The 19594-nt window shown below is 72.7% G+C and carries 17 protein-coding genes; 5 read left to right on the forward strand and 12 right to left on the reverse strand.

Annotated elements, in window-relative coordinates:
• Window positions 1–143: 143 nt before the first annotated feature.
• From ACZ5ON_RS30705 to rimP, 3 genes are all read right to left on the reverse strand, one after another.
• Window positions 144–443: a YlxR family protein gene (locus ACZ5ON_RS30705; RefSeq protein ID WP_344640486.1), complete on the reverse strand. Its 300-nt coding sequence runs from the start codon at window positions 441–443 to the stop codon at window positions 144–146.
• Window positions 444–507: 64 nt separating this feature from the next.
• Entirely contained in the window at window positions 508–1509 is a 1002-nt protein-coding gene (nusA, locus tag ACZ5ON_RS30710) for a transcription termination factor NusA (protein ID WP_344640487.1), read from the reverse strand.
• A 47-nt stretch (window positions 1510–1556) separates the two neighbouring features.
• Window positions 1557–2105 (reverse strand): ribosome maturation factor RimP, encoded by a 549-nt coding sequence (rimP, locus tag ACZ5ON_RS30715; protein WP_465599543.1) that lies wholly within the window; start codon window positions 2103–2105, stop codon window positions 1557–1559.
• 293 nt (window positions 2106–2398) lie between these two features.
• Between rimP and ACZ5ON_RS30720 the strand changes: the two genes are divergently transcribed.
• Window positions 2399–3454 carry a ferritin-like domain-containing protein gene (locus ACZ5ON_RS30720; RefSeq protein ID WP_465599545.1) on the forward strand — a complete coding sequence of 352 codons (1056 nt, stop codon included), beginning with the start codon at window positions 2399–2401 and terminating at the stop codon, window positions 3452–3454.
• Between the two features lie 185 nt (window positions 3455–3639).
• A complete protein-coding gene (locus ACZ5ON_RS30725; protein ID WP_465599547.1) occupies window positions 3640–4560 on the forward strand; it encodes an aminoglycoside phosphotransferase family protein in 921 nt (306 codons plus the stop codon).
• On the opposite strand, the gene ACZ5ON_RS30730 is transcribed toward ACZ5ON_RS30725, so the two are convergent.
• From ACZ5ON_RS30730 to ACZ5ON_RS30765, 8 genes are all read right to left on the reverse strand, one after another.
• A complete protein-coding gene (locus ACZ5ON_RS30730; protein WP_465599549.1) occupies window positions 4533–5102 on the reverse strand; it encodes a GNAT family N-acetyltransferase in 570 nt (189 codons plus the stop codon). The two genes, ACZ5ON_RS30725 and ACZ5ON_RS30730, sit on opposite strands and share 28 nt — an antisense overlap.
• Window positions 5103–5375: 273 nt before the next feature.
• The gene (locus tag ACZ5ON_RS30735; RefSeq protein ID WP_465599585.1) at window positions 5376–6251 is read right to left on the reverse strand and encodes a GNAT family N-acetyltransferase; all 876 of its coding nucleotides are present in this window, start codon (window positions 6249–6251) and stop codon (window positions 5376–5378) included.
• 178 nt (window positions 6252–6429) lie between these two features.
• Window positions 6430–7590 carry a flavodoxin-dependent (E)-4-hydroxy-3-methylbut-2-enyl-diphosphate synthase gene (ispG, locus tag ACZ5ON_RS30740; RefSeq protein WP_465599551.1) on the reverse strand — a complete coding sequence of 387 codons (1161 nt, stop codon included), beginning with the start codon at window positions 7588–7590 and terminating at the stop codon, window positions 6430–6432.
• Window positions 7591–7730: 140 nt separating this feature from the next.
• The gene (locus tag ACZ5ON_RS30745) at window positions 7731–9023 is read right to left on the reverse strand and encodes a M50 family metallopeptidase (RefSeq protein WP_465599587.1); all 1293 of its coding nucleotides are present in this window, start codon (window positions 9021–9023) and stop codon (window positions 7731–7733) included.
• A gap of 58 nt (window positions 9024–9081) precedes the next feature.
• Complete coding sequence (dxr, locus tag ACZ5ON_RS30750; protein WP_465599553.1) at window positions 9082–10311, reverse strand: 1-deoxy-D-xylulose-5-phosphate reductoisomerase; 1230 nt, start codon at window positions 10309–10311, stop codon at window positions 9082–9084.
• Window positions 10312–10414: 103 nt separating this feature from the next.
• The gene (locus ACZ5ON_RS30755) at window positions 10415–11857 is read right to left on the reverse strand and encodes an aldehyde dehydrogenase family protein (RefSeq protein ID WP_465599555.1); all 1443 of its coding nucleotides are present in this window, start codon (window positions 11855–11857) and stop codon (window positions 10415–10417) included.
• 170 nt (window positions 11858–12027) lie between these two features.
• Window positions 12028–13599 (reverse strand): PucR family transcriptional regulator, encoded by a 1572-nt coding sequence (locus ACZ5ON_RS30760; protein ID WP_465599557.1) that lies wholly within the window; start codon window positions 13597–13599, stop codon window positions 12028–12030.
• A 166-nt stretch (window positions 13600–13765) separates the two neighbouring features.
• Window positions 13766–15814, reverse strand: a complete 2049-nt coding sequence (locus tag ACZ5ON_RS30765; RefSeq protein WP_465599559.1) for an ATP-binding protein — start codon at window positions 15812–15814, stop codon at window positions 13766–13768.
• A 229-nt stretch (window positions 15815–16043) separates the two neighbouring features.
• Between ACZ5ON_RS30765 and gabT the strand changes: the two genes are divergently transcribed.
• Together gabT and ACZ5ON_RS30775 are read left to right on the forward strand one after the other, a co-directional pair.
• Window positions 16044–17402 carry a 4-aminobutyrate--2-oxoglutarate transaminase gene (gene gabT / locus ACZ5ON_RS30770; protein ID WP_465599561.1) on the forward strand — a complete coding sequence of 453 codons (1359 nt, stop codon included), beginning with the start codon at window positions 16044–16046 and terminating at the stop codon, window positions 17400–17402.
• Window positions 17403–17784: 382 nt separating this feature from the next.
• Entirely contained in the window at window positions 17785–18402 is a 618-nt protein-coding gene (locus ACZ5ON_RS30775; RefSeq protein ID WP_465599563.1) for a phosphatase PAP2 family protein, read from the forward strand.
• Between the two features lie 84 nt (window positions 18403–18486).
• Here the strand turns inward: ACZ5ON_RS30775 and ACZ5ON_RS30780 are convergent, their stop codons facing one another.
• Window positions 18487–18822, reverse strand: coding sequence for a DUF2218 domain-containing protein (locus tag ACZ5ON_RS30780; RefSeq protein ID WP_465599565.1), 336 nt, complete (start codon window positions 18820–18822; stop codon window positions 18487–18489).
• 223 nt (window positions 18823–19045) lie between these two features.
• Here ACZ5ON_RS30780 and ACZ5ON_RS30785 point away from each other — a divergent pair, with 223 nt between their 5' ends.
• Window positions 19046–19525, forward strand: a complete 480-nt coding sequence (locus ACZ5ON_RS30785) for a MarR family winged helix-turn-helix transcriptional regulator (RefSeq protein WP_465599567.1) — start codon at window positions 19046–19048, stop codon at window positions 19523–19525.
• The last annotated feature ends 69 nt before the right edge of the window (window positions 19526–19594 follow it).

Raw genomic sequence — 19594 nt, forward strand, 5'->3', positions numbered from 1 at the left:
ATGGGCGTACTCATCGCGTACTCATCGAGTGCTCATCGCAATCTCGACCTACTTCCATCTCGCGAGGTACCTGACGTGTCGCGCGGCGCACGATTGCTTACGTGCACTACGCATTGCTGTGGTGCTTCGCCGCGCCTGAGAACTCAGGGCGCCGAGGTCTCGCCTGCCCGCTCGCCGACGTACGCGCGCAGAGCGTCGGTGTCGAGCACGCCCTGGAGCCGGAAGGCCCTGGGGAACGCCCGTCGACGTACCGCGAGGTCGAGGCAGGCCAGGTCGGGGTGCAGATGCGCACCCCGCCCCGGCAGTGCGCCGCGCGGATCGGGGACACACACGCCCTCGATCGCCACGACACGCAACAGCTCGTGTTTGGCCGCTCGCTTGCGGCAGCCCACGCAGGTGCGCTCAGGGCATGCACGGACATGCGTCCGGCCAGACGCGCTCAAGTCTACCCCTCCGAAGGGACCTGGCGCCGCCCCATCGATCACAGCAGGGCAGCTATAACGTTCACTACTCGGCAGAAGATTCCCCGGCGGGAGCCTCGGTGTCCGGCCGGATGTCGATCCGCCAGCCGGTGAGACGGGCCGCGAGGCGGGCGTTCTGGCCTTCCTTGCCGATGGCCAGCGACAGCTGGTAGTCGGGAACGATCACCCGGGCGGAGCGCTGGTTGTAGTCGACGATCTCCACCTTCGTCACCCGGGCGGGGGACAGCGCGGCGGCGACCATCTCGGCCGGGTCCTCCGACCAGTCGACGATGTCGATCTTCTCGCCGTGCAGCTCGGACATCACGTTGCGCACCCGGCCGCCCATCGGGCCGATGCAGGCGCCCTTGGCGTTCAGACCCGGCTTGCGGGACCAGACCGCGATCTTGGTGCGGTGGCCGGCCTCGCGGGCGATCGCGGCGATCTCGACGCTGCCGTCGGCGATCTCCGGGACCTCCAGGGCGAAGAGCTTCTTCACCAGGTTGGGGTGGGTGCGCGAAAGCGTCACCGAGGCACCGCGGACACCGCGGCGGACCGCCACCACGTAGCACTTCAGCCGGGTGCCGTGCTTGTAGTCCTCGCCCGGGACCTGCTCCTGCGGCGGGAGGATGGCCTCCAGCTTGCCGATGTCGACCAGGATGTTCTTCGGATCGTTACCCTGCTGGACGACACCGGTGACGATGTCGCCCTCCTTGCCCGCGTACTCACCGAAGGTCTGGTCGTCCGCGGCGTCGCGCAGCCGCTGCAGGATGACCTGCTTGGCGGTGGAGGCGGCGATCCGGCCGAAGCCGCTCGGGGTGTCGTCGAACTCCTTGGGCTCGACGCCCTCCTCCAGCTCCGACGGGTCCTCCAGGGCCCACACGGTGACGTGGCCGGTCTTGCGGTTCAGCTCGACCCGGGCCCGGCGGCGGGAGCCCTCGGTGCGGTGGTAGGCGATGAGAAGGGCCGACTCGATCGACTCGACCAGCAGGTCGAACGGAACGCCCTTCTCGGTAACCAGCCCACGCAGGGCGCTCATGTCGATGTCCACGGCTACGCCTCCTCTTCTTTCATCACGTACATGGTTCAGCCTGCGCGTCAGTCGTCGGAGGCGTCGTCGGCGTCGTCCGCCGCGAGGTCCTCGGCCTCGTCCAGGAGCTTCTCGTCGTCCTTGCGGTTGAACTCGACCTGGACCCGGGCCTTGGCGACCTCGGTGTACTCCAACCGGCGCTCCTTGGCCTTGCCGCGGCCCTTGACCGGCTGCACCTCAACCAGTGCGCCGTCCTCGTCCGCCGACAGCACCCGGGCGACGATCTCGCCGCCGTCCGCCAGCTTGGCCTTGACCAGCCGGCCCTCGGCCCGGCTCCAGTGGCGCGGCAGGGTGAGCGGGCGCTCGACGCCCGGCGAGCCGACCTCCAGCAGGTACGGGGCGTCGCCCATCACATCGGAGTCGTCCAGCGCCTGGCCCACCAGCCGGCTGAACTCGGCGATCGCGTCGAGATCGACACCGCCGTCGGCGTCCACATCGATCTGCACCTGGCGACGGCTGCCCGCCTGGGTGACCTTGACTTCCTCGAGGTCGAGTCCGCCCTCGGCGGCCAGTGGCTCCAGCAACGCGCGCAGCCGGTCAGTGGGGGTGGTGCTCATCCGGGTGACTCCTCGGCCGCGTCTGCTGTTGTCGGTAGGTGCTTTAAGTCAACGCGAAGCCTAGCCGGTCAACCCCGAAACCGCCGATTCCGCCGAGCAGCGCGACCCCCAGGTGCACCCTGTTGCCGGGCAGCTGCACGACCGGGTTGCGAGCAACATCACATTGACGTCACGGCGGTGATCACGACCAGCGGCCGTATCGATTCTGTAATGATTCACGCGGTAACGATTCGGAACGTGGGGAGCGCCGCCTCCCATGCCACCACACCCCCTGACCCCGCGGGAGCACGACGATGCCGTCCTCCAACCGGCGGACCCTGCTGGTCCTCGGCGTACTCGCCGGCGCCCTGGTCCTCTGCGGCTGCACGGGAGGAGGCGGCACCGACGGCACCGCCGGCACCCGTGAGGCCCGGCCCGACCCCGACCTGCCGCTGCGGGCCCGGGCGGTGGCCGCCACCGACACCCTGCTCGCCGACTACGACGCGGTGCTGGCCGGCCCCGGTGCCGCCCAGGCGGACCGGCTGCGGACCTTCCGCGCCGACCTGGCCGCCCACCGCACCGCCCTGGCCTCCGGACTCCCCTCCCCTTCCGGCACCCCCTCCGGCAGTGGCTCCCCCGCCAGCACCCCCTCCGGCAGTGGCTCTCCCGCCGGCGCGGCCGTCCCGCCCAGCACCCGGCCGACCGGCAGTGCGGTGAACTCGGTGGCCGCCCTGGCCACCGCCGAACGGCAGGCCGCGGGCGCCCGGCTCGCGGACCTGGACGCCGCCTCACCCGCCCTCGCCAAACTGCTGGCCGCCGTGTCGGCCTCGGACGCGCTGCACGCGGCCGCGCTCGGCGATACCGGCCCGATCACCGGCCCGGCACCCGCCCCCTCGTCCTCGACCCGGGCCGCCGCGCCCGGCCCGTCCGCCTCCACAGGCCCCGCGCCGCTGCCGGGCGCCTCCGCCGCCGCGCTGCAGAACGCGCTGGCCGCCGAGCACGCCGCCGTCTACGGGTACGGCGTGGTCGGTGCCTGGCTGCCCGCCGGGGAGCAGCGCCAGGACGCCTACACCACGTACGCCGTCCACGAGGCCGAGCGCGACGGCTGGCAGCGGCTGCTCGGCGCCGGCGGCGCGACCCCGACCGCCGCCGCCCCCGGCTACCGCCTGCCCTTCCAGGTGACCGACGCCGCCACCGCCGGACGGCTCGCCGCCCACGTCGAGACCCAGCTCACCGGCGTCTACGCCGACCTCGTCGGCGCCACCACCGGACCGCTGCGCGACCGTGCCGCCGCCGCCCTGCGCGGCACCGCCCTGCGCGCCACCCACTGGGGCGCCGACCTCTCCGCCCTCCCGGGCCTGCCCGGCTAGCGGCTACCAGGGCAACCGCCGGGGCGCGGCGGGCGGCTCTCGCGCCGCCGGAGCGCCGCGGCAGATGCCTCCGAGGAGCTACCCGGCCTCCCTTGACGGCTGCGCCTGACCAGCTGTTTCGACCCGATGGCCGACAATGGGCTGGCAGTCACCACATGGGGAAGTACCGGAGCGAGAGGCCCAGCATGTCGCCAGTACCAGGGCAGTTCACCATCCCCGAACGTCTGGCGGCGACCGCCCTGGCCACCGCCGGCGCCGCGGGCGAAGCCTGGCTGTCCGCCCTCCCGGAGACCGTCCGCGAGCACACCGCCCGCTGGAACCTCACCCTGGAGCGGATCGCCGACCCCGGCGGACGCCTCAGCCTGATCGCCTACGTCCGCCGCCCGGACGACTCGCTCGCCGTCCTCAAGGCCCAGCCGGTCACCCCCGCCACGGCGTACGAGCACGCGGCCCTGCGCCACTGGGCCGGCCGCAGCGCCGTCCTGTTGCTGGACGCCGACCCGGCCGCCGGGGTGCTGCTGCTGGAACGGCTGCACGGCGACATCCCGCTCCGCTCGCTCGCGGAGGCCAAGGCGATGCTGGAGGCCACCAGCCTGCTCCAGCGGCTGTGGGTGCCGCCGGCCGAGGGGAACCCGTTCTCCTCGGTCGCCGAGCGGGCCGGCGAGCAGACCGCGGAGCTGCGCCGCCGCCGGGAACTCGCGGCCGCCGACACCCGGCCGCTGGTCGACGAGGCCCTGGAGACGGCCGCCGGACTGCTGGCCGACGAATCCGAAAACCTGCTGCTGCACGGCGACTTCCACCACGGCAACGTGCTGGCGGCCGACCGGGCCCCCTGGCTGGCCGTCAATCCCGAACCACTGGTGGGCGAACGCGCCTGGGACCTCGCCTGGCTGGCCCAGGACCGGATGGACACCCTGGTCGGCTCCCCCGGTCCGCGCGCCGCCGCCCGCCGCCGCCTCCACCAGCTCGCCGACGCGGTCGAGGTGGACCACGAGCGGTTGCGCGGCTGGGCCCTGTTCCGCACCGTCGGGGCCGGGCTGCGCAGCCTGGAGTACGGCGACACCGCGAGCGCCGAGCTCTACCTGGAGTTCGCCTCCTGGCTCTGACCGGGGGGCAGCAGCGGCAGCGGCGCGCCCATCACCGCGTACGGACGGGCGGTGTTCGGGAACAGCACCTGCCGGGCCAGGTCCCGGTAGCCGAGCGAGCGGTAGAGCTGCCGGGCGGGGGTCTCCGCGTCGATCGCCGAGAGGATGCTGCGCGGCAGCCCGGAGCGCTCGCACAGGGTGCGGATCAGCGAACTGCCGATGCCGCGGCCCTGGAACCCGGGCAGCACGTGCAGCTCGGTCACGGCGAACACGCCGTCCAGCCAGTCGTCGTGCCCGCTCGCGGCCAGGTAGGGCTCGATCACCGTGCTCCACCAGTGCTCGCGCCGGTTGGGCATGCCGTAACCGAAGCCGACCAGCCGGCCCTCGCTGAGCGCGCCGAGCGCGATCACCCCGGGCTGCTGGGCGTGCCGCGCCACGATCTGCAGCCGGACCGCCACCTCCTCGGGCCGCAGCCCGAAGGCGACCGCCTGCACGTCCAGCGCGCACGGCGCCCAGGTGGCCAGGTCGATGGCCTCGATCGTCACCTCGGTGAGCTGTTCCATCGGACCTTCCTTCGAGGGGACCACCGGCTTCGGCCGGCGGGGGAATCGAATCCCTGGCGAGGCGCCGCGGAGCGAGGCGGTCGGCCCGAACGCTCAGGCCCCGCCTTTCGACAGTGGGCAGCACTGTCCCGGGCCGGCCGCCAGGCTTGCTTGAGGCCCCGCGGCTTCGACCGGCGGGGAGGAGTCACGACCGGGACGTTACTACTACCGTCCCCACCTAGTGGCCTGCTCGGGCCTGTTGATCCGAAAACCCGGGGCCCGAGCGGCACTCGCTCAGAACAGGACGCTCATGAAGGCGCCGACCTCGCGGAAGCCGACCCGGTGGTAGGCCGCCCGTGCCCGGACGTTGAAGTCGTTGACGTACAGCGAGACCACCGGCGCGACCTCGCGCAGCGCGAAGTCCAGCACGGCGGCCATACCGGTCTCGGAGAGCCGCCGCCCGCGGTGCTCGGGCGCCACCCAGACCCCCTGGATCTGGCAGGCCCCGGCCGTCACGGCACCGATCTCGGCTTTGAAGACCACCTCGCCGTCCTCCGAGAAACGGGCGAACGACCGCCCGGCGGCGACCAGTTCGGCGACCCGGGCCTGGTAGAGCAGACCGCCGTCGCCGGCCAGCGGGGAGATGCCCACCTCTTCGGTGAACATCGCCACGCAGGCGGGCATCAGGGTCTCGATCTCGTTCTTCCTGACCCGGCGGACCAGCGGATCGGGGGCCACCTCGGTGGCGGGCTCGGTGGTGGCGAGCAACGGCTGGTGGGCGCGGACCTCGCGGGGTGTCCCCCAGCTGCGCTCCAGCAGCGCCCAGAGGGCGGCGGTGGGTTCGGCCGGTCCGACGATCGAGGAGCAGCGGCGGCCCTGACGGCGGGCACGCTCGGCGAAGGCCCGGACGGCCTCCGGCCCCGCGTTCACCAGCACCAGGTTGGCCCCGGCGTAGCAGAGCGACTCCAGCCGACCGTCCTGGTCGTACCAGCCCCACATCTCGCCGCCGAGCCGCCAGGGGTCGAGCCCGACGGCCTCGACCCGGGTGGCGACGAACGCGTTGGCCACCGGGTCGCGGTGAAGGATCTCCACGGCGGCGTCGCGATCCGCGGTGTCCAGGATCCGGGTGGCGGCAAGGGCGCGGGCGACCTGGAACGGCCCGGGGAGCATCACACCACGATCGAGCACAGGCACCTCACCAATCGAACTCGCCCGGCCCCGTTCCGGCCGGTCCGGTCGCACGGGCACGGCCCGGGGCGCCCGATCCCGGCCCCCCTGCCCGGCCGGTCCGAACGGGCGTGCCGCGGGGCCGTCCGTGGACGGACGGCCCCGCGGCGGTCAGAACGGATCACTCACCGGCGACCACGACGGGCGTACCGCTCTCGGCACCCTCCGCCTGCATCTGCTCGGCCAGCTTCATGGCCTCCTCGATCAGCGTCTCGACGATCTTCGACTCGGGGACGGTCTTGATGACCTGGCCCTTGACGAAGATCTGGCCCTTGCCGTTGCCGGAGGCGACGCCCAGGTCAGCCTCGCGGGCCTCGCCCGGCCCGTTGACGACGCAGCCCATGACGGCGACGCGCAGCGGCACCTCCATGCCCTCCAGGCCGGCCGTGACCTCCTCGGCCAGCTTGTAGACGTCCACCTGGGCGCGGCCGCAGGACGGGCAGGAGACGATCTCCAGGCCGCGCTCGCGCAGGCCGAGCGACTCCAGGATCTGGATGCCGACCTTGATCTCCTCGGCGGGCGGGGCGGAGAGCGAGACCCGGATGGTGTCGCCGATGCCCTCGGCCAGCAGCGCGCCGAAGGCGACGGCCGACTTGATGGTGCCCTGGAAGGCCGGGCCCGCCTCGGTGACGCCGAGGTGCAGCGGGTAGTCGCAGGCTGCGGCGAGCTGGCGGTAGGCGTTGATCATCACGACCGGGTCGTTGTGCTTGACCGAGATCTTGATGTCGCGGAAGTCGTGCTCCTCGAACAGCGAGCACTCCCAGAGCGCGGACTCGACCAGCGCCTCGGGGGTGGCCCGGCCGTACTTCTCCAGCAGGCGCTTGTCCAGCGAACCGGCGTTGACACCGATCCGGATCGGGATCCCGGCGTCCTTGGCGGCCTTGGCGATCTCGCCGACCTTGTCGTCGAAGGCCTTGATGTTGCCCGGGTTGACGCGTACCGCGGCACAGCCGGCGTCGATCGCCGCGAAGACGTACTTCGGCTGGAAGTGGATGTCGGCGATCACCGGGATCTGCGACTTCTTGGCGATGATCGGCAGCGCGTCGGCGTCATCCTGCGAGGGCACCGCGACCCGGACGATCTGGCAGCCCGAGGCGGTCAGCTGCGCGATCTGCTGCAGCGTCGCGTTGATGTCGGAGGTGACGGTGGTGGTCATCGACTGCACCGAGACCGGGGCGTCGCCGCCGACCGGGACGTTGCCGACCATGATCTGCCGGGAGTACCGGCGCTTGGCGAGCGGCTTGAGCGGCAGGGACGGAATACCGAGCGAGATCGCGGTCATGTGCGCAGGGTTCCCAAGGGGTCAGATGTGGTCGGCCGACCGCACGAACGGCCGGGCCGGGTGTGCCGACAACCGCACACCCGGCCACCAAGGTACGCCACGGCCCGTGCCCCGGGCACATTCGCCCGGTCAGCCAGGGGCTAGTTGAGCTTGACGGGGTTGACGACGTCGGCCACCGCCACCAGCGCCGTGAAGCAGATGAAGATTCCCGCCACCACGTACGCGACCGGCATCAGCTTGGCCACGTCGAACGGGCCCGGGTCGGGCCGGCGGAACAGCCCGGCGACCTTGCGGCGCAGCGACTCCCACAGGGCACCGGCGATGTGGCCGCCGTCCAGCGGCAGCAGCGGCAGCATGTTGAACAGGAAGAGCGAGAGGTTGATCCCGGCGAGCAGCTGGACCATGAAGGCGAGCTGCTGGGTGGCCGGGATCTTCATCGCGAAGACATCGCCGCCGAGCCGCGCCGCGCCGACCATGCCCATCGGGGAGTCCGCCGGGCGCGGGTCGTGGCCGACGATGGCGTGCCACAGGCCGGGGATCTTGCCGGGCAGTTCGGCCAGTGAGGAGATGCCGTGCCTGGCCATGGTGGTCATCTGGTCGACGCTCTGGCCCAGGCTCAGGTGCACCACGCCGGTGGCCGGCGAGAAGCCCAGGAAACCGGCCTCGACGGGCGCGCCCTTGACCGGGAGGCCGTCCTTGTCGACCGGGTTGACCGTGTTGCTGGTGAGGGTGGCCGTGAGCGGGACCTGCTCGCCCTTGCGCTCGACCAGGATGGTCACGGTCTTGCCCGGCGACTTGCGGATGTCCGCCTGGAGCTGCTTGTAGGTGCTGATCCGGTCGCCGTCGAAGGCGAGCACAGTGTCGCCCGGCCTGAGCCCGGCGGCGTTGGCCGGGGATTTCGGGGCGTCCTTCGGGCAGGTGTCGGTGGCCACCCCGGCCGGGACCACGCACTCGCTGACGGTGCTGATGGTCGGCACCGCCGTCTGCATCCCGATGCCCATGAACAGGGCCAGGTAGAGCGCCACCGAGAGGATCAGGTTCATGAACGGGCCGGCGAACATCACGATCACCCGCTGCCAGGGCTTGCGGGTGTAGAACAGCCGGTCCTCGTCGCCGGGCTGGAGCTCCTCGTAGGACGCCTCCCGGGCGTCCTCGATCATCGAGCGCCAGGGAGAGCTGCTCCGTTGGGTTATCCGGCCGTCCGGCCCCGGCGGGAACATCCCGATCATCCGGATGTACCCGCCGAGCGGGATCGCCTTGATGCCGTACTCGGTCTCACCCTTGCGGCGCGACCAGACGGTCCGCCCGAAGCCGACCATGTACTGCGGCACCCGGATGCCGAAGAGCTTGGCCGTGGAGAGGTGGCCCAGCTCGTGCCAGGCGATCGAGAAGAGCAGCCCGACCAGGAAGAGCAGAATGCCGAGCACCCACATCGCCGCTGTTGTCACTGCCCGTCCTCCGTCATGCCGCTCCGCCCGCCGTCCGTGGTGTTCAGCCTGCCGCCAGTTCGGTGGCCCGGGCGCGGGCCCAGTCCTCCGCGTGGAGGACGTCCTCGACCGTGAGGGAAGTTCCCGGCGCCGGGGTGCCGTGCTCGGCGACCACCTTGGCCACCGTGTCCACGATCCCGGTGAAGGCGAGGCGACCGTTCAGGAAGGCCTCGACGCACTCCTCGTTGGCGGCGTTGAAGACGGCCGGAGCCGTCCCGCCGAGCGTACCCACCTCACGGGCGAGCTCCACCGCCGGGAACGCCTCGTTGTCGAGCGGGAAGAACTCCCAGCTGGCGGCCTTGGTCCAGTCGCACCCGGGGGCGGCGTCCGGCACCCGGTCCGGCCAACCGAGGCCGAGCGAGATCGGCATCCGCATGTCCGGCGGGCTGGCCTGGGCCAGCGTTGAGCCGTCCGTGAACTCCACCATCGAGTGCACGATGGACTGCGGATGGACCACGACCTCGATCCGGTCGAACGGGACGTCGTACAGCAGGTGCGCCTCGATCACCTCAAGGCCCTTGTTCACCAGGGTGGCCGAGTTGATGGTGATCACTGGGCCCATCGCCCAGGTCGGGTGGGCCAGCGCGTCCTTCGGGGTGACGGCGGCCAGCTGCTCCCGGGTCCGGCCGCGGAACGGGCCGCCGCTGGCGGTGACCACCAGCTTGCGGACCTCAGCCCGGCTGCCGCCGGCCAGCGCCTGGAAGATCGCGGTGTGCTCGGAGTCCACCGGCACGATCTGGCCCGGCTTGGCCAGCGCCTTCACCAGCGGCCCGCCGACGATCAGCGACTCCTTGTTGGCCAGCACCAGCACCCGCCCGGCCCGTAGCGCGGCCAGGGTGGGGCGCAGCCCGATCGACCCGGTGATCCCGTTCAGCACCGAGTGGCACTCGACGGCCGCCAGCTCGGTGGCCGCGTCCGGTCCGGCCAGGATCTCCGGCAGCGGGCGGCCCTGGGCCTTGGCGGCCAGCGCCTCGCGCAGCGCGGGCACGGCGTCCTCGCGGGCGACGGCCACGGTGTGCACGCCGAGCCGGATCGCCTGCTCGGCGAGCAGCTCCACCCGTCCGCCGGCTGCCAAGAGGGCGACCACCCTGAACCGGTCGGGGTTGCGCAGCACCACGTCGATGGCCTGGGTGCCGATCGAGCCGGTGGAGCCGAGGATCACCAGCTCCCGGGGTCCGGAGGGGTCCTTCACGACCGGGGTGAAGTGCAGCTGCGGGTGAGCGAGCGAGTTCATGCGGTCCATTGTGTCCTGTCCCGCGGGCGCCCGGCCGACGGGCCGCCCGGACAGAGGGACAGCCCGCCGCCGCACCGCGGTGGCGGGCTGTCCGCAGGGCTTCTCAGAGGTCCAGGCCGGTGAGGACCATGACCTTCTCGTAGGTGAAGTCGTCCATGGCGTACTTGATGCCCTCGCGGCCGACACCGGAGTCCTTGACCCCGCCGTACGGCATCTGGTCGGCACGGAAGGACGGGGCGTCGCCGATGATCACGCCGCCCACCTCCAGCTCGCGCTGGGCCCGGAAGGCGGTCTGCAGGTCGTGGGTGAAGACCCCCGCCTGCAGGCCGAACGCGGAGTCGTTGACGGCGGCGAAGGCCTCGTCCACGCCGTCCACCTTGTGCAGCGAGAGCACGGGGCCGAAGGCCTCGGCGCGGGCCAGGATCGCGTCGGTGGGCAGGTCGGCCAGCACGGTCGGGGCGTAGGTCGCTCCGTCGCGCGTGCCGCCGGTGAGCACCTTGGCGCCCTTGGCGACGGCGTCCTCGACCCAGGACTCGACCCGCTTGGCGGCGTTCTCGTCCACCAGCGGACCGACGTCCACGGCGTCGTCCTTCGGGTCACCGGTCACCTGGGCCTGGACCTTCGCCACGACCTTCTCCACCAGCGCGTCGTAGACCGAGGCGTCGGCGATCACGCGCTGCACCGAGATGCAGGACTGGCCGCCCTGGTAGTTGGAGAACATCGCGATCCGGGTGGCCGCCCAGTCCAGGTCGGCCTCGGAGGAGTAGTCCGCCAGCACGACCGCGGCCGCGTTGCCGCCGAGCTCCAGGGTGACGTGCTTGCGCGGCACCGAGTCCATGATCTGGTAGCCGACCTTGTCGGAGCCGGTGAACGAGATGACCGGCAGCCGCTCGTCCTGGACCAGGGCGGGCATCTTCTCGTTCGGCACCGGCAGCACGCTCCAGGAGCCTGCCGGCAGGTCGGTCTCGGCCAGGATCTCGCCCAGCAGCAGCGCGGACAGCGGAGTGGCCGGGGCCGGCTTGAGGACGATCGGGGCGCCGACGGCGATCGCCGGGGCGACCTTGTGGGCGACCAGGTTCAGCGGGAAGTTGAACGGGGCGATACCCAGCACCACACCGCGCGGGAAGCGGCGGATCAGTGCGAAACGGCCCGCACCACCCGGGTCGGTGTCCAGCCGCATGGTCTCGCCGTTGGTCCGGCGGGCCTCCTCGGCGGCCCAGCGGAACACCGAGACGGCACGGCCGACCTCGCCACGGGCCCACTTGATCGGCTTGCCGTTCTCGGCGGTGATCAGCTGGGCGATCTCCTCGGTGCGCTCGGCCAGGCGCTTGGACACGTGGTCCAACGCGGCGGCACGGACGTGCGCCGGGGTCGCGGCGAAGACCGGCAGGGCGGCGGTGGCGGCGGCCACGGCCTCCTCGACCTGCGCGTCGGTGGGGACGCTGACCTTGCCGACCAGGCTGCCGTCAAACGAATGCCGGACCTCGAAGTCCCCGTCGCCGGACGCCCGGCGGCCGGCCAGCCAGAACTCATGGGTGGTGGTCACAGTCGTACCGGCCCTCTCCCTCGTCAACCTCTGTGCCCCACGGCCATGGAGCCAGAACCGAGGGTATGGGTCCCGAACGGCAAACCGGATTGGACACATCGTCCCAGTCAGTCCGAACGCCAGTACATGACGGCGAACCTCCGGTGCGCGGGCCCCTCGACCGCTCCCGCCTACTCCTCGCCCGCCCGCAGGGCCAGCCAGAGCTCCATACGGACATCTGTGTCGTCCAGCGAACGGCCCAGCAGCTCCTCGACCCGGCGCATGCGGTAACGCAGCGTGTGCCGGTGCACCCCGAGGTCGGCGGCCGCCGCGTCCCACTGCCCGTGCCGGGAGAGCCAGGCCCGCAGCGAGGCGACCAGATCGCCCCGTGCCGTACGGTCGTGCTCCCGCAGCGGACGGAGCAGGCCCTCGGCGAAGGCCGTCACGGCCTGCTCACCCAGCAGCGGCAGCAGCGAACCCGCGCCGACCTCCTCGTGGTCCACCGAGCGTCGGCCGCCGCGCAGCGCCACCGCCAGCGCCCGCTCCGCCTGGGCGAAGGCCGTCCCGGCCTCCTCCAGACCGGACGGCGCCGACACTCCCAACGCCAGGCCGTCGTGCTCCTCCACCGCGCCCAGGCAGGCGCGGTGCGCCGCGCCGTTGTCCAGCGCCAGCACCGTCAGCCGCGGGCCGTGCGCCCCGTTCTCCCGGGAGACCAGCAGCCGCTCCCCGACCCGGCCGCCGGCCTGTTCGGCTCGCTCGCCCAGCTCGCCCAGCGTCTCGGCGGCCTCCGGCCCGGCCCCCGTCGACGTACCGGCCACCAGCACCCTGACGGTGCCCTCCGGCAGCCCGCCGAACAGGCCCGTCGCGACCTGCCGCGCCGTGTCGACCTCACCCGCCAACACCATGCCCAACAGCGCCGCACCCATCCGCTCCTCGGCCTGCCGCAGCTCGCGCGAGCGCTCCAGGGTGAGGGTGAGCAGGGCGACGGCGGCGTTGAGGACGTACCGCTCGGTCGGGGTGATCCGATCCTCGGTGCCGACCGCCAGGAAGCCGCGGGGCCGGCGGTCCGCTCCCAGCGACTGGACCACCACGTAGTCCTCGTCGGCGGTGTCGATCCCCGGGGCGCGGCCCTGCAGCGCGGCACTGGACGGGGCCGGTCTACGGCGCAGCCGGTCCACCTCGGCGGCGAGCCGGCCGGCCCGGCGGGCAGCCCAGTCCGGTGCCACCGCGGACAGCGCGCCCGAGCCGTCGTACAGCGCCGCCCAGCCGCCCAACCGGGCCGCCAGCCGGCGCACCACGGCGGTGGCGCCGTCCTTGCCCAGCGCGGCCCGGGTCAGCTCCTCCTGGGCCTCGAAGCTGGTGGTCACCGCCTCGTACTGCTCGGCGGCCAGCGCGGCCGAGACGGTCTTGCTGATCGCGATGAACGGGGTCGCCTCCGGGACCCGCAGCAGCGGCAGGCCGCGCTGCGCCGCCGCGTCCACCAGCGCCTGCGGCACCTCGGTGTGCGAGAGGCCCACCCCCAGGCCCAGTCCCACTACGCCCGCGTCGGCCAGCCGGTGCACGTACGCCTGCAGTTGTGCGGCGGCCTTGCCGAGCTTGATGCCGGTGGTGAGCAGCAGCTCGCCACCCTCGAGGAACGGTGTGGGGTCGTCCAGCTCGCTGGTGTGCACCCAGCGGACCTGCCGTTCCAGGTGGTCCGCGCCGGCCAGGACGGTCAGGTGGAGCGAGGTGTTGCGGACGACGGAGGCGAGTGTGGGGGGCATGCCAACCTTCGGTGGTTTCGACCCGGGCGCGTCATTGCGATCAGGCGAGGGAGGATCTGCCTCCATTATGTACGCCTCGGACAAGCCGCAAGGCCGAATCCACCGCAGCGGAGTCCACCCGGACCATCGGACCGTCAACCCCCTGGCCCGGCGCGGCCGTAGCGGCTCAGCCGCGCAGGTCCACCAGCAGCGGCGGCACCTGCTCGCCCGCCACCGTGGTCAGCGAGATCACCGCATGACCGGTGGGCAGCGCGTGAGCGAGCTCGGACGGGGACCAGCGGTGGCGCTCCACGTCGCGGGTGGTGACGCTCTGGGTTTGGGCGGCCGTCCCGGAGAGCGCCTTGCGGATGAACCGGCCGGAGCGGCGGAGCAGCCCGCCGGAGGTGTCCGGGGTGTGGGTCACCGAGGTCTCGGCGACCAGGTGCGTGCCCCAGGCCTCGGAGAAGAGCTTCCCGTCCCAGGGTGCGATCCCGGGGAAGGCCATCCGGCAGCCGACCGCCCCGAACAGCGGCGTGCGCAGCGCCTCGGGCAGGTCGACCAGGGTGCGCAGCAGAAGCACCGCCCCCGCGTTGGCAGTGCGCATCCGCTGCAGGCCGCGCACGGTGTGGGCGTCCAGCGCCGCGGAGGCGTCGTCCACCACCAGGCCCGCGAACAGCGCCTGCTCCCGCCGTACCCCGGCGGCCTGGACGAACTGCGCCACCACCAGCCGGGAGAGCATCCGCGCCGCCTCGGGGTGGCTGCGCTCGGGCAGCTTGACCCGGACCCGCAGCGGGTGGTCCAGGACCCGCATGGCGAAGGCCGGCTTGCCGGGCCGGGGCCCGGGGAAGCACTCCGCGAAAGCCGGCCGGTCGAGCAGCGCCAGCCGGTCGGCGAGCAGCGTGCCCGGGTCGTCGGCCCGGCCGTGCTGGCGCATCCGGTGCTGCAGGTCGGACTGGTGCCGGTCGAGCTGCCCGGCCTCGCGCAGCGCCTTCTCCAGCGCCGCGAAGCAGTCGGGGTCACCACCGAGCAGGGCGCGCAGTTCCCGCACGCCCGGGTAGCGGCGGTAAGCGGCGTGGAAGGGGCCGACGATCTGCTGCAAGGCGGTCCTGGCGTTCTCGGCACGGGCCGACAGCTCGTCGGGGAGCAGCGCGTCGGCCAGCCGGGCGGCGGCCTCCTCCACCTCGCCAGCGGCACCGAACAGGTCGAGACCGTACGCCGCACCGGGGTCGCCGGGGGCGATCACCACGTCGTACCACTCGTCGGGCCCCAGGTCGGCGTCGGCCGCGCCGACCACCACCGCGCAGGCCGTCCCGGCCAGGGCCTGGAGGCAGAGCGCCTCGGCGACCGGGCGGGCCAGTCTGGCGGTCTTGCCGGTGCCGGCCGGTCCGACGGCGAGCAGCGAGGTGCCGAGGACGGCCGGGTCGAGGGCGAGTCCGGCGCTGCGGTGGGCCACCGGGTTCTTGATCACGTCCTGGGCGGTACCGAGCCGCAGCTGACGGGTGAGCAGGTCGTGTACGGCGCCGCGCCCGAGCAGGTCACGGGCCTCGGAGGGGTGTGCGCAGGCGGCGCCGCCGCGGGCGGCGACCTCCTCGGCGAAGGCGGAGAGCAGCTCGTCGTCGCCGAGGACGGCCTCCCAGGCACGCTGGATCCGGACGTAGTCGACGTCGCCGACCGCCTCGGCGTCGAGCCGACGGGCCGCCACCGGGGCGCGGTGGCGCAGCCGTTGCCAGGGATCGGTCGGTCCGGTGGGCTGCGCGGCCTCGGCCGGATCGGGCTGCTCGTGGGTAACGGTGCGGGCGAGCAGCGGGGCGACGTAGCGGCGCCAGACCTCGGGCCAGCGGCCCATCCGGCCGAAGAGCCTGACCACGGCCGCGACCACGGCGGCGTTCACCGCGACCAGGGCGACCAGGGCGGTGGTCTGGTCGAGCCCGTTCAGCAGGCCGAGCAGTCCGGCGAGACGGAGGACGAGCTCGACGCCGTAGACATAAGCGAACCAGGCGACCAGCAGGTTGAGCACGGCGCGCAGCAGCAGCGGTCCGGCGGGGACCTGGGCGTCCCTGGCCCGGTCCGGGTCGACGGGGCGGTAGCCGTGGCGGTAGACGCCGGGTGCCGCCTCGGGCCTGGGTTCGCTGACCCAGGCGGTCAGGTCGAAGGGCTGGCTGCGCTGCTGCGGGAGGGCGACCGGGGCCCGGTCCGCCGGTGCCGTCCGCTTCCCCTGAGTGCCGTCCAGTCCCATGTCCCCGGCCCCGCTCCCTGTGCCCACCCGGCTGTGCCATACCCATGCCGCCGAACCGGCGACACTCCCGCGCTCAATGTAGTGGAGCGGAGCCTCGCACCCGCCGCTTCACGCACGCTGGCCGCACAGGACAAGTCGGAAGGCGCACTGCTACCGAGTGGCGCATGCCTGAGCCCATGACACGGCCTTAGCCTGCGAGGACCGCGCCTTGAGAAAAATGGAGAACAGCATGAGTGCTGCAACGCCGCTCCCGCAGGAGCGCCGCCTGGTCACCGCTATCCCCGGCCCGAAGTCCCAGGAGCTGCAGGCTCGCAAGCTGGGCGCGGTGGCCGCCGGTGTCGGCACCACCCTGCCGGTGTACGTCACCCGCGCAGGTGGCGGTGTGCTGGAGGACGTAGACGGCAACTCGCTGATCGACTTCGGTTCCGGCATCGCCGTGACCAACGTCGGCAACAGCGCCGAGGCCGTCGTCGCCAAGGCGAGCGAGCAGCTGGCCGCCTTCACCCACACCTGTTTCATGGTGACCCCGTACGAGGGCTACGTCGCCGTGGCCGAGCAGCTCAACGAGCTGACCCCGGGTGACCACGAGAAGCGCACCGCGCTGTTCAACTCCGGCGCCGAGGCCGTCGAGAACGCGGTGAAGATCGCCCGCGCGTACACCAAGCGCACCGCCGTCGTGGTCTTCGACCACGGCTACCACGGCCGCACCAACCTGACCATGGGCCTGACGGCGAAGAACATGCCGTACAAGCAGGGCTTCGGTCCGTTCGCCCCGGAGATCTACCGCGTTCCGGTCGCCTACCCCTACCGCTGGCTGACCGGTGCCGAGAACTGTGCCGCCGAGGCCGCCGCCCAGGCGATCGACATGATCAACAAGCAGATCGGCGCAGAGAACGTCGCGGCGATCATCATCGAGCCGATCCAGGGCGAGGGCGGCTTCATCGAGCCGGCCAAGGGCTTCCTGCCGAAGATCGTCGAGTTCGCCGAGGCGAACGGCATCGTCTTCGTCGCCGACGAGATCCAGACCGGCTTCTGCCGCACCGGCCAGTGGTTCGCCTGCGAGGACGAGGGCATCGTCCCTGACCTGATCACCACCGCCAAGGGCATCGCCGGTGGTCTGCCGCTGGCCGCCGTGACCGGCCGCGCGGAGATCATGGACGCCGCGCACGCGGGCGGCCTGGGCGGCACCTACGGCGGCAACCCGGTGGCCTGTGCCGCCGCGCTGGGCGCCATCGAGACCATGAAGGAGCAGGACCTCAACGGCAAGGCGCAGCGGATCGGCGAGATCATGCTGGGCCGCCTGCGGGCGATGCAGGAGAAGTTCGACATCATCGGCGAGGTCCGCGGCCGCGGCGCGATGATCGCCATCGAGCTGGTGAAGCCGGGCACCAAGGACGCCAACCCGGAGGCCACCGCCGCGATCGCCAAGGCCTGCCACGCCGAGGGCCTGGTCGTACTGACCGCCGGCACCTACGGCAACGTGCTGCGCTTCCTGCCGCCGCTGGTGATGCCGGAGCACCTGCTCACCGAGGGTCTGGACATCCTCGAGGGCGCGTTCTCGATCGGCGGTGCCTTCACCGGCGCCTGATCCCGGGGCATCCGGCCCCGCCGGCTCCTCGACGGAACGGGCCCGATCCTGTGGACCGGGCCCGTTCCGTCGTTCGACCGCGGATGACCGCGGCGCCGCAGACAGTCGTCCAGCCGTGGAGGTTGCTCCAAGACTGGTGAAGATGCTGTGCGGAACCGGCGGATCTCCTCGGCCGCACAACGGCTTTGACGTACTGTCATGACAGATGGACAGCGAGCTGCAACCCTTCGCGACACCACCCGCCGCCCCACCCGGGGCGGCCGGCCCCAAAGACCGATCGACCGACCGTCCGGCCCACACCCCCCGGGGCGCACGGAACGGCGATCACCTCAGCCGCCCCGGAGCTCTCCCCCCTGCTCCGGGGCGGCTTTCTCGTCCTGTCGTGCCCCTGACACTCATGCTGGCGCTGACCGTGGTCTCCTGGCAGGTCGCTGTCCACGGCCCACTGCTCGGCCTGGACACCACCGCCCAGCGGACCGTCCACGGGCTGCACCACCGGCTGCACAGCCCCGCCCTGGACCGCTTCGGCGTCCTGCTGGCCGACCTGGGCAACTCCGTGCCGGCCATCCCGGCACTGCTCGGCCTGGCCGGACTGGCCGCCTGGCGGGAGTGGCGCACCGGCGTACGGCGCTGGTGGCTGCCGCTGCCCACGGCCGCACTGGCCGCCGCGCTGATCCCGGCACTGGTCGTGCCGGCGAAGAGCTGGTTCGCCCGGCCGGGGCCGCTCGGACTGCCGCTCACACCCGACCAGTGGGGCTGGTACCCGTCCGGGCACACCGCCACCTCGGCGATCGCCTACGGGGTCGGCGCCCTGCTGCTCGGCCACACTGTGGCGGTGGCGGCCCGGCGGTGGCTGCACACGGCGACCGCGCTGCTCTGCCTGGGGGTCGGCGCCGGCCTGGTGTGGAGCGACTTCCACTGGCTGCTGGACGTGGCCGCCAGCTGGTGCTTGGCCGGCGTGGTGCTGTGGAGCCTGAACCGCTGGGCCGGACTCCGCTGACCCGCGGCCCCGGGCCCGGTGCCGCGGGAGCCCTCCGCACCGGGCACCAGCCGTTCCAGGGCGCACCGGGCCCCCGCCCGGCGCCTACTCGCCGGACGCGTCCGCGTTGCGGTGGACCAGGCCGGGCTCGCCGTTGTCGCGGCGCCACTCCACCACAAGCTCGTCGCGGGCGCCGAAGCGCACCAGGTGGCGCCCGACCACGTCCTCCAGGCCGGGCAGGCTCTCGGCCGCGCCCTCGACGGTGAGCAGCAGCGCATCCGGCTCGGCCACCAGGGTGGCGGTACCGGCGGCGAAGACCAACCGACCGCGGCCGGTCTCCTCGGACCACTCGGCCTCGGCCCTGCGCCCGATGTGGGCCGCCAGCTGCTTGCCGTAGCGTGCCGGACGGTCGGTGGCGACCCGGGCTTCAGAACGGGACATGCGCACTCCAGGGATCGGGGGATCCGCCGGGGCACACGGCCCGGGGATCCTCGCGGGGATCTTCACGGTAAAGGTGAGGGTGCCCTTACCCGGAGCCACGCTAACCCAGATACTGAGCCTGGCTCAAGATGTTATTGGGGCCGTATCCCCCGTACGGCCCGATACCCTGACCTCACCCTCCCCGGCCCAGGGCCGGGGGCACACCCCGAACCGGGAGCCCGCCATGACCACCTCGCCCGTCGACACTGCGGCGGAGCTCGCCGACACGCTGACCCGGGCGATGAAGCGGATCCGGCGGCGGACCATGACCCGGCTGGAGCCGTACGGCATCACCCCCGCCCAGGCTCGCGCGCTCCGGGTGCTGGCCCACGCCCCGGGTTGCGAGGGCCGCGAGACGATGCGGCTGAGCGAGCTCGCCGACCACCTCCACATCGCCCCGCGCTCGGCCACCACGGTGGTGGACGCGCTGGAGGAGTCCGGCCTGGTCGAGCGCATCCCGGACCCGACCGACCGGCGCGCGGTCCGCGTGCTGCTCACCGCCGACGGCCGCACGGCCCTGGAACGGATCCACCAGGTCAGGCACGAGGTCGCCCAGGAGTACTTCGCCCCGATCAGCCCGAGCGACCAGGACGCCCTGCTCCAGGCGCTGCGGACCGCCGAAGCGGCGCATGAGGCGGCGCCGCTTGGGGGTTCAGCCCGCTGACCGCGGTCACCGACGGCGCACCGGTCGTCGGACGGCGCCCGGCGGTGGCGGTGCGCCCCCGGCCGGTCT

This window comes from Kitasatospora sp. NPDC032150 (genome assembly GCF_055579945.1).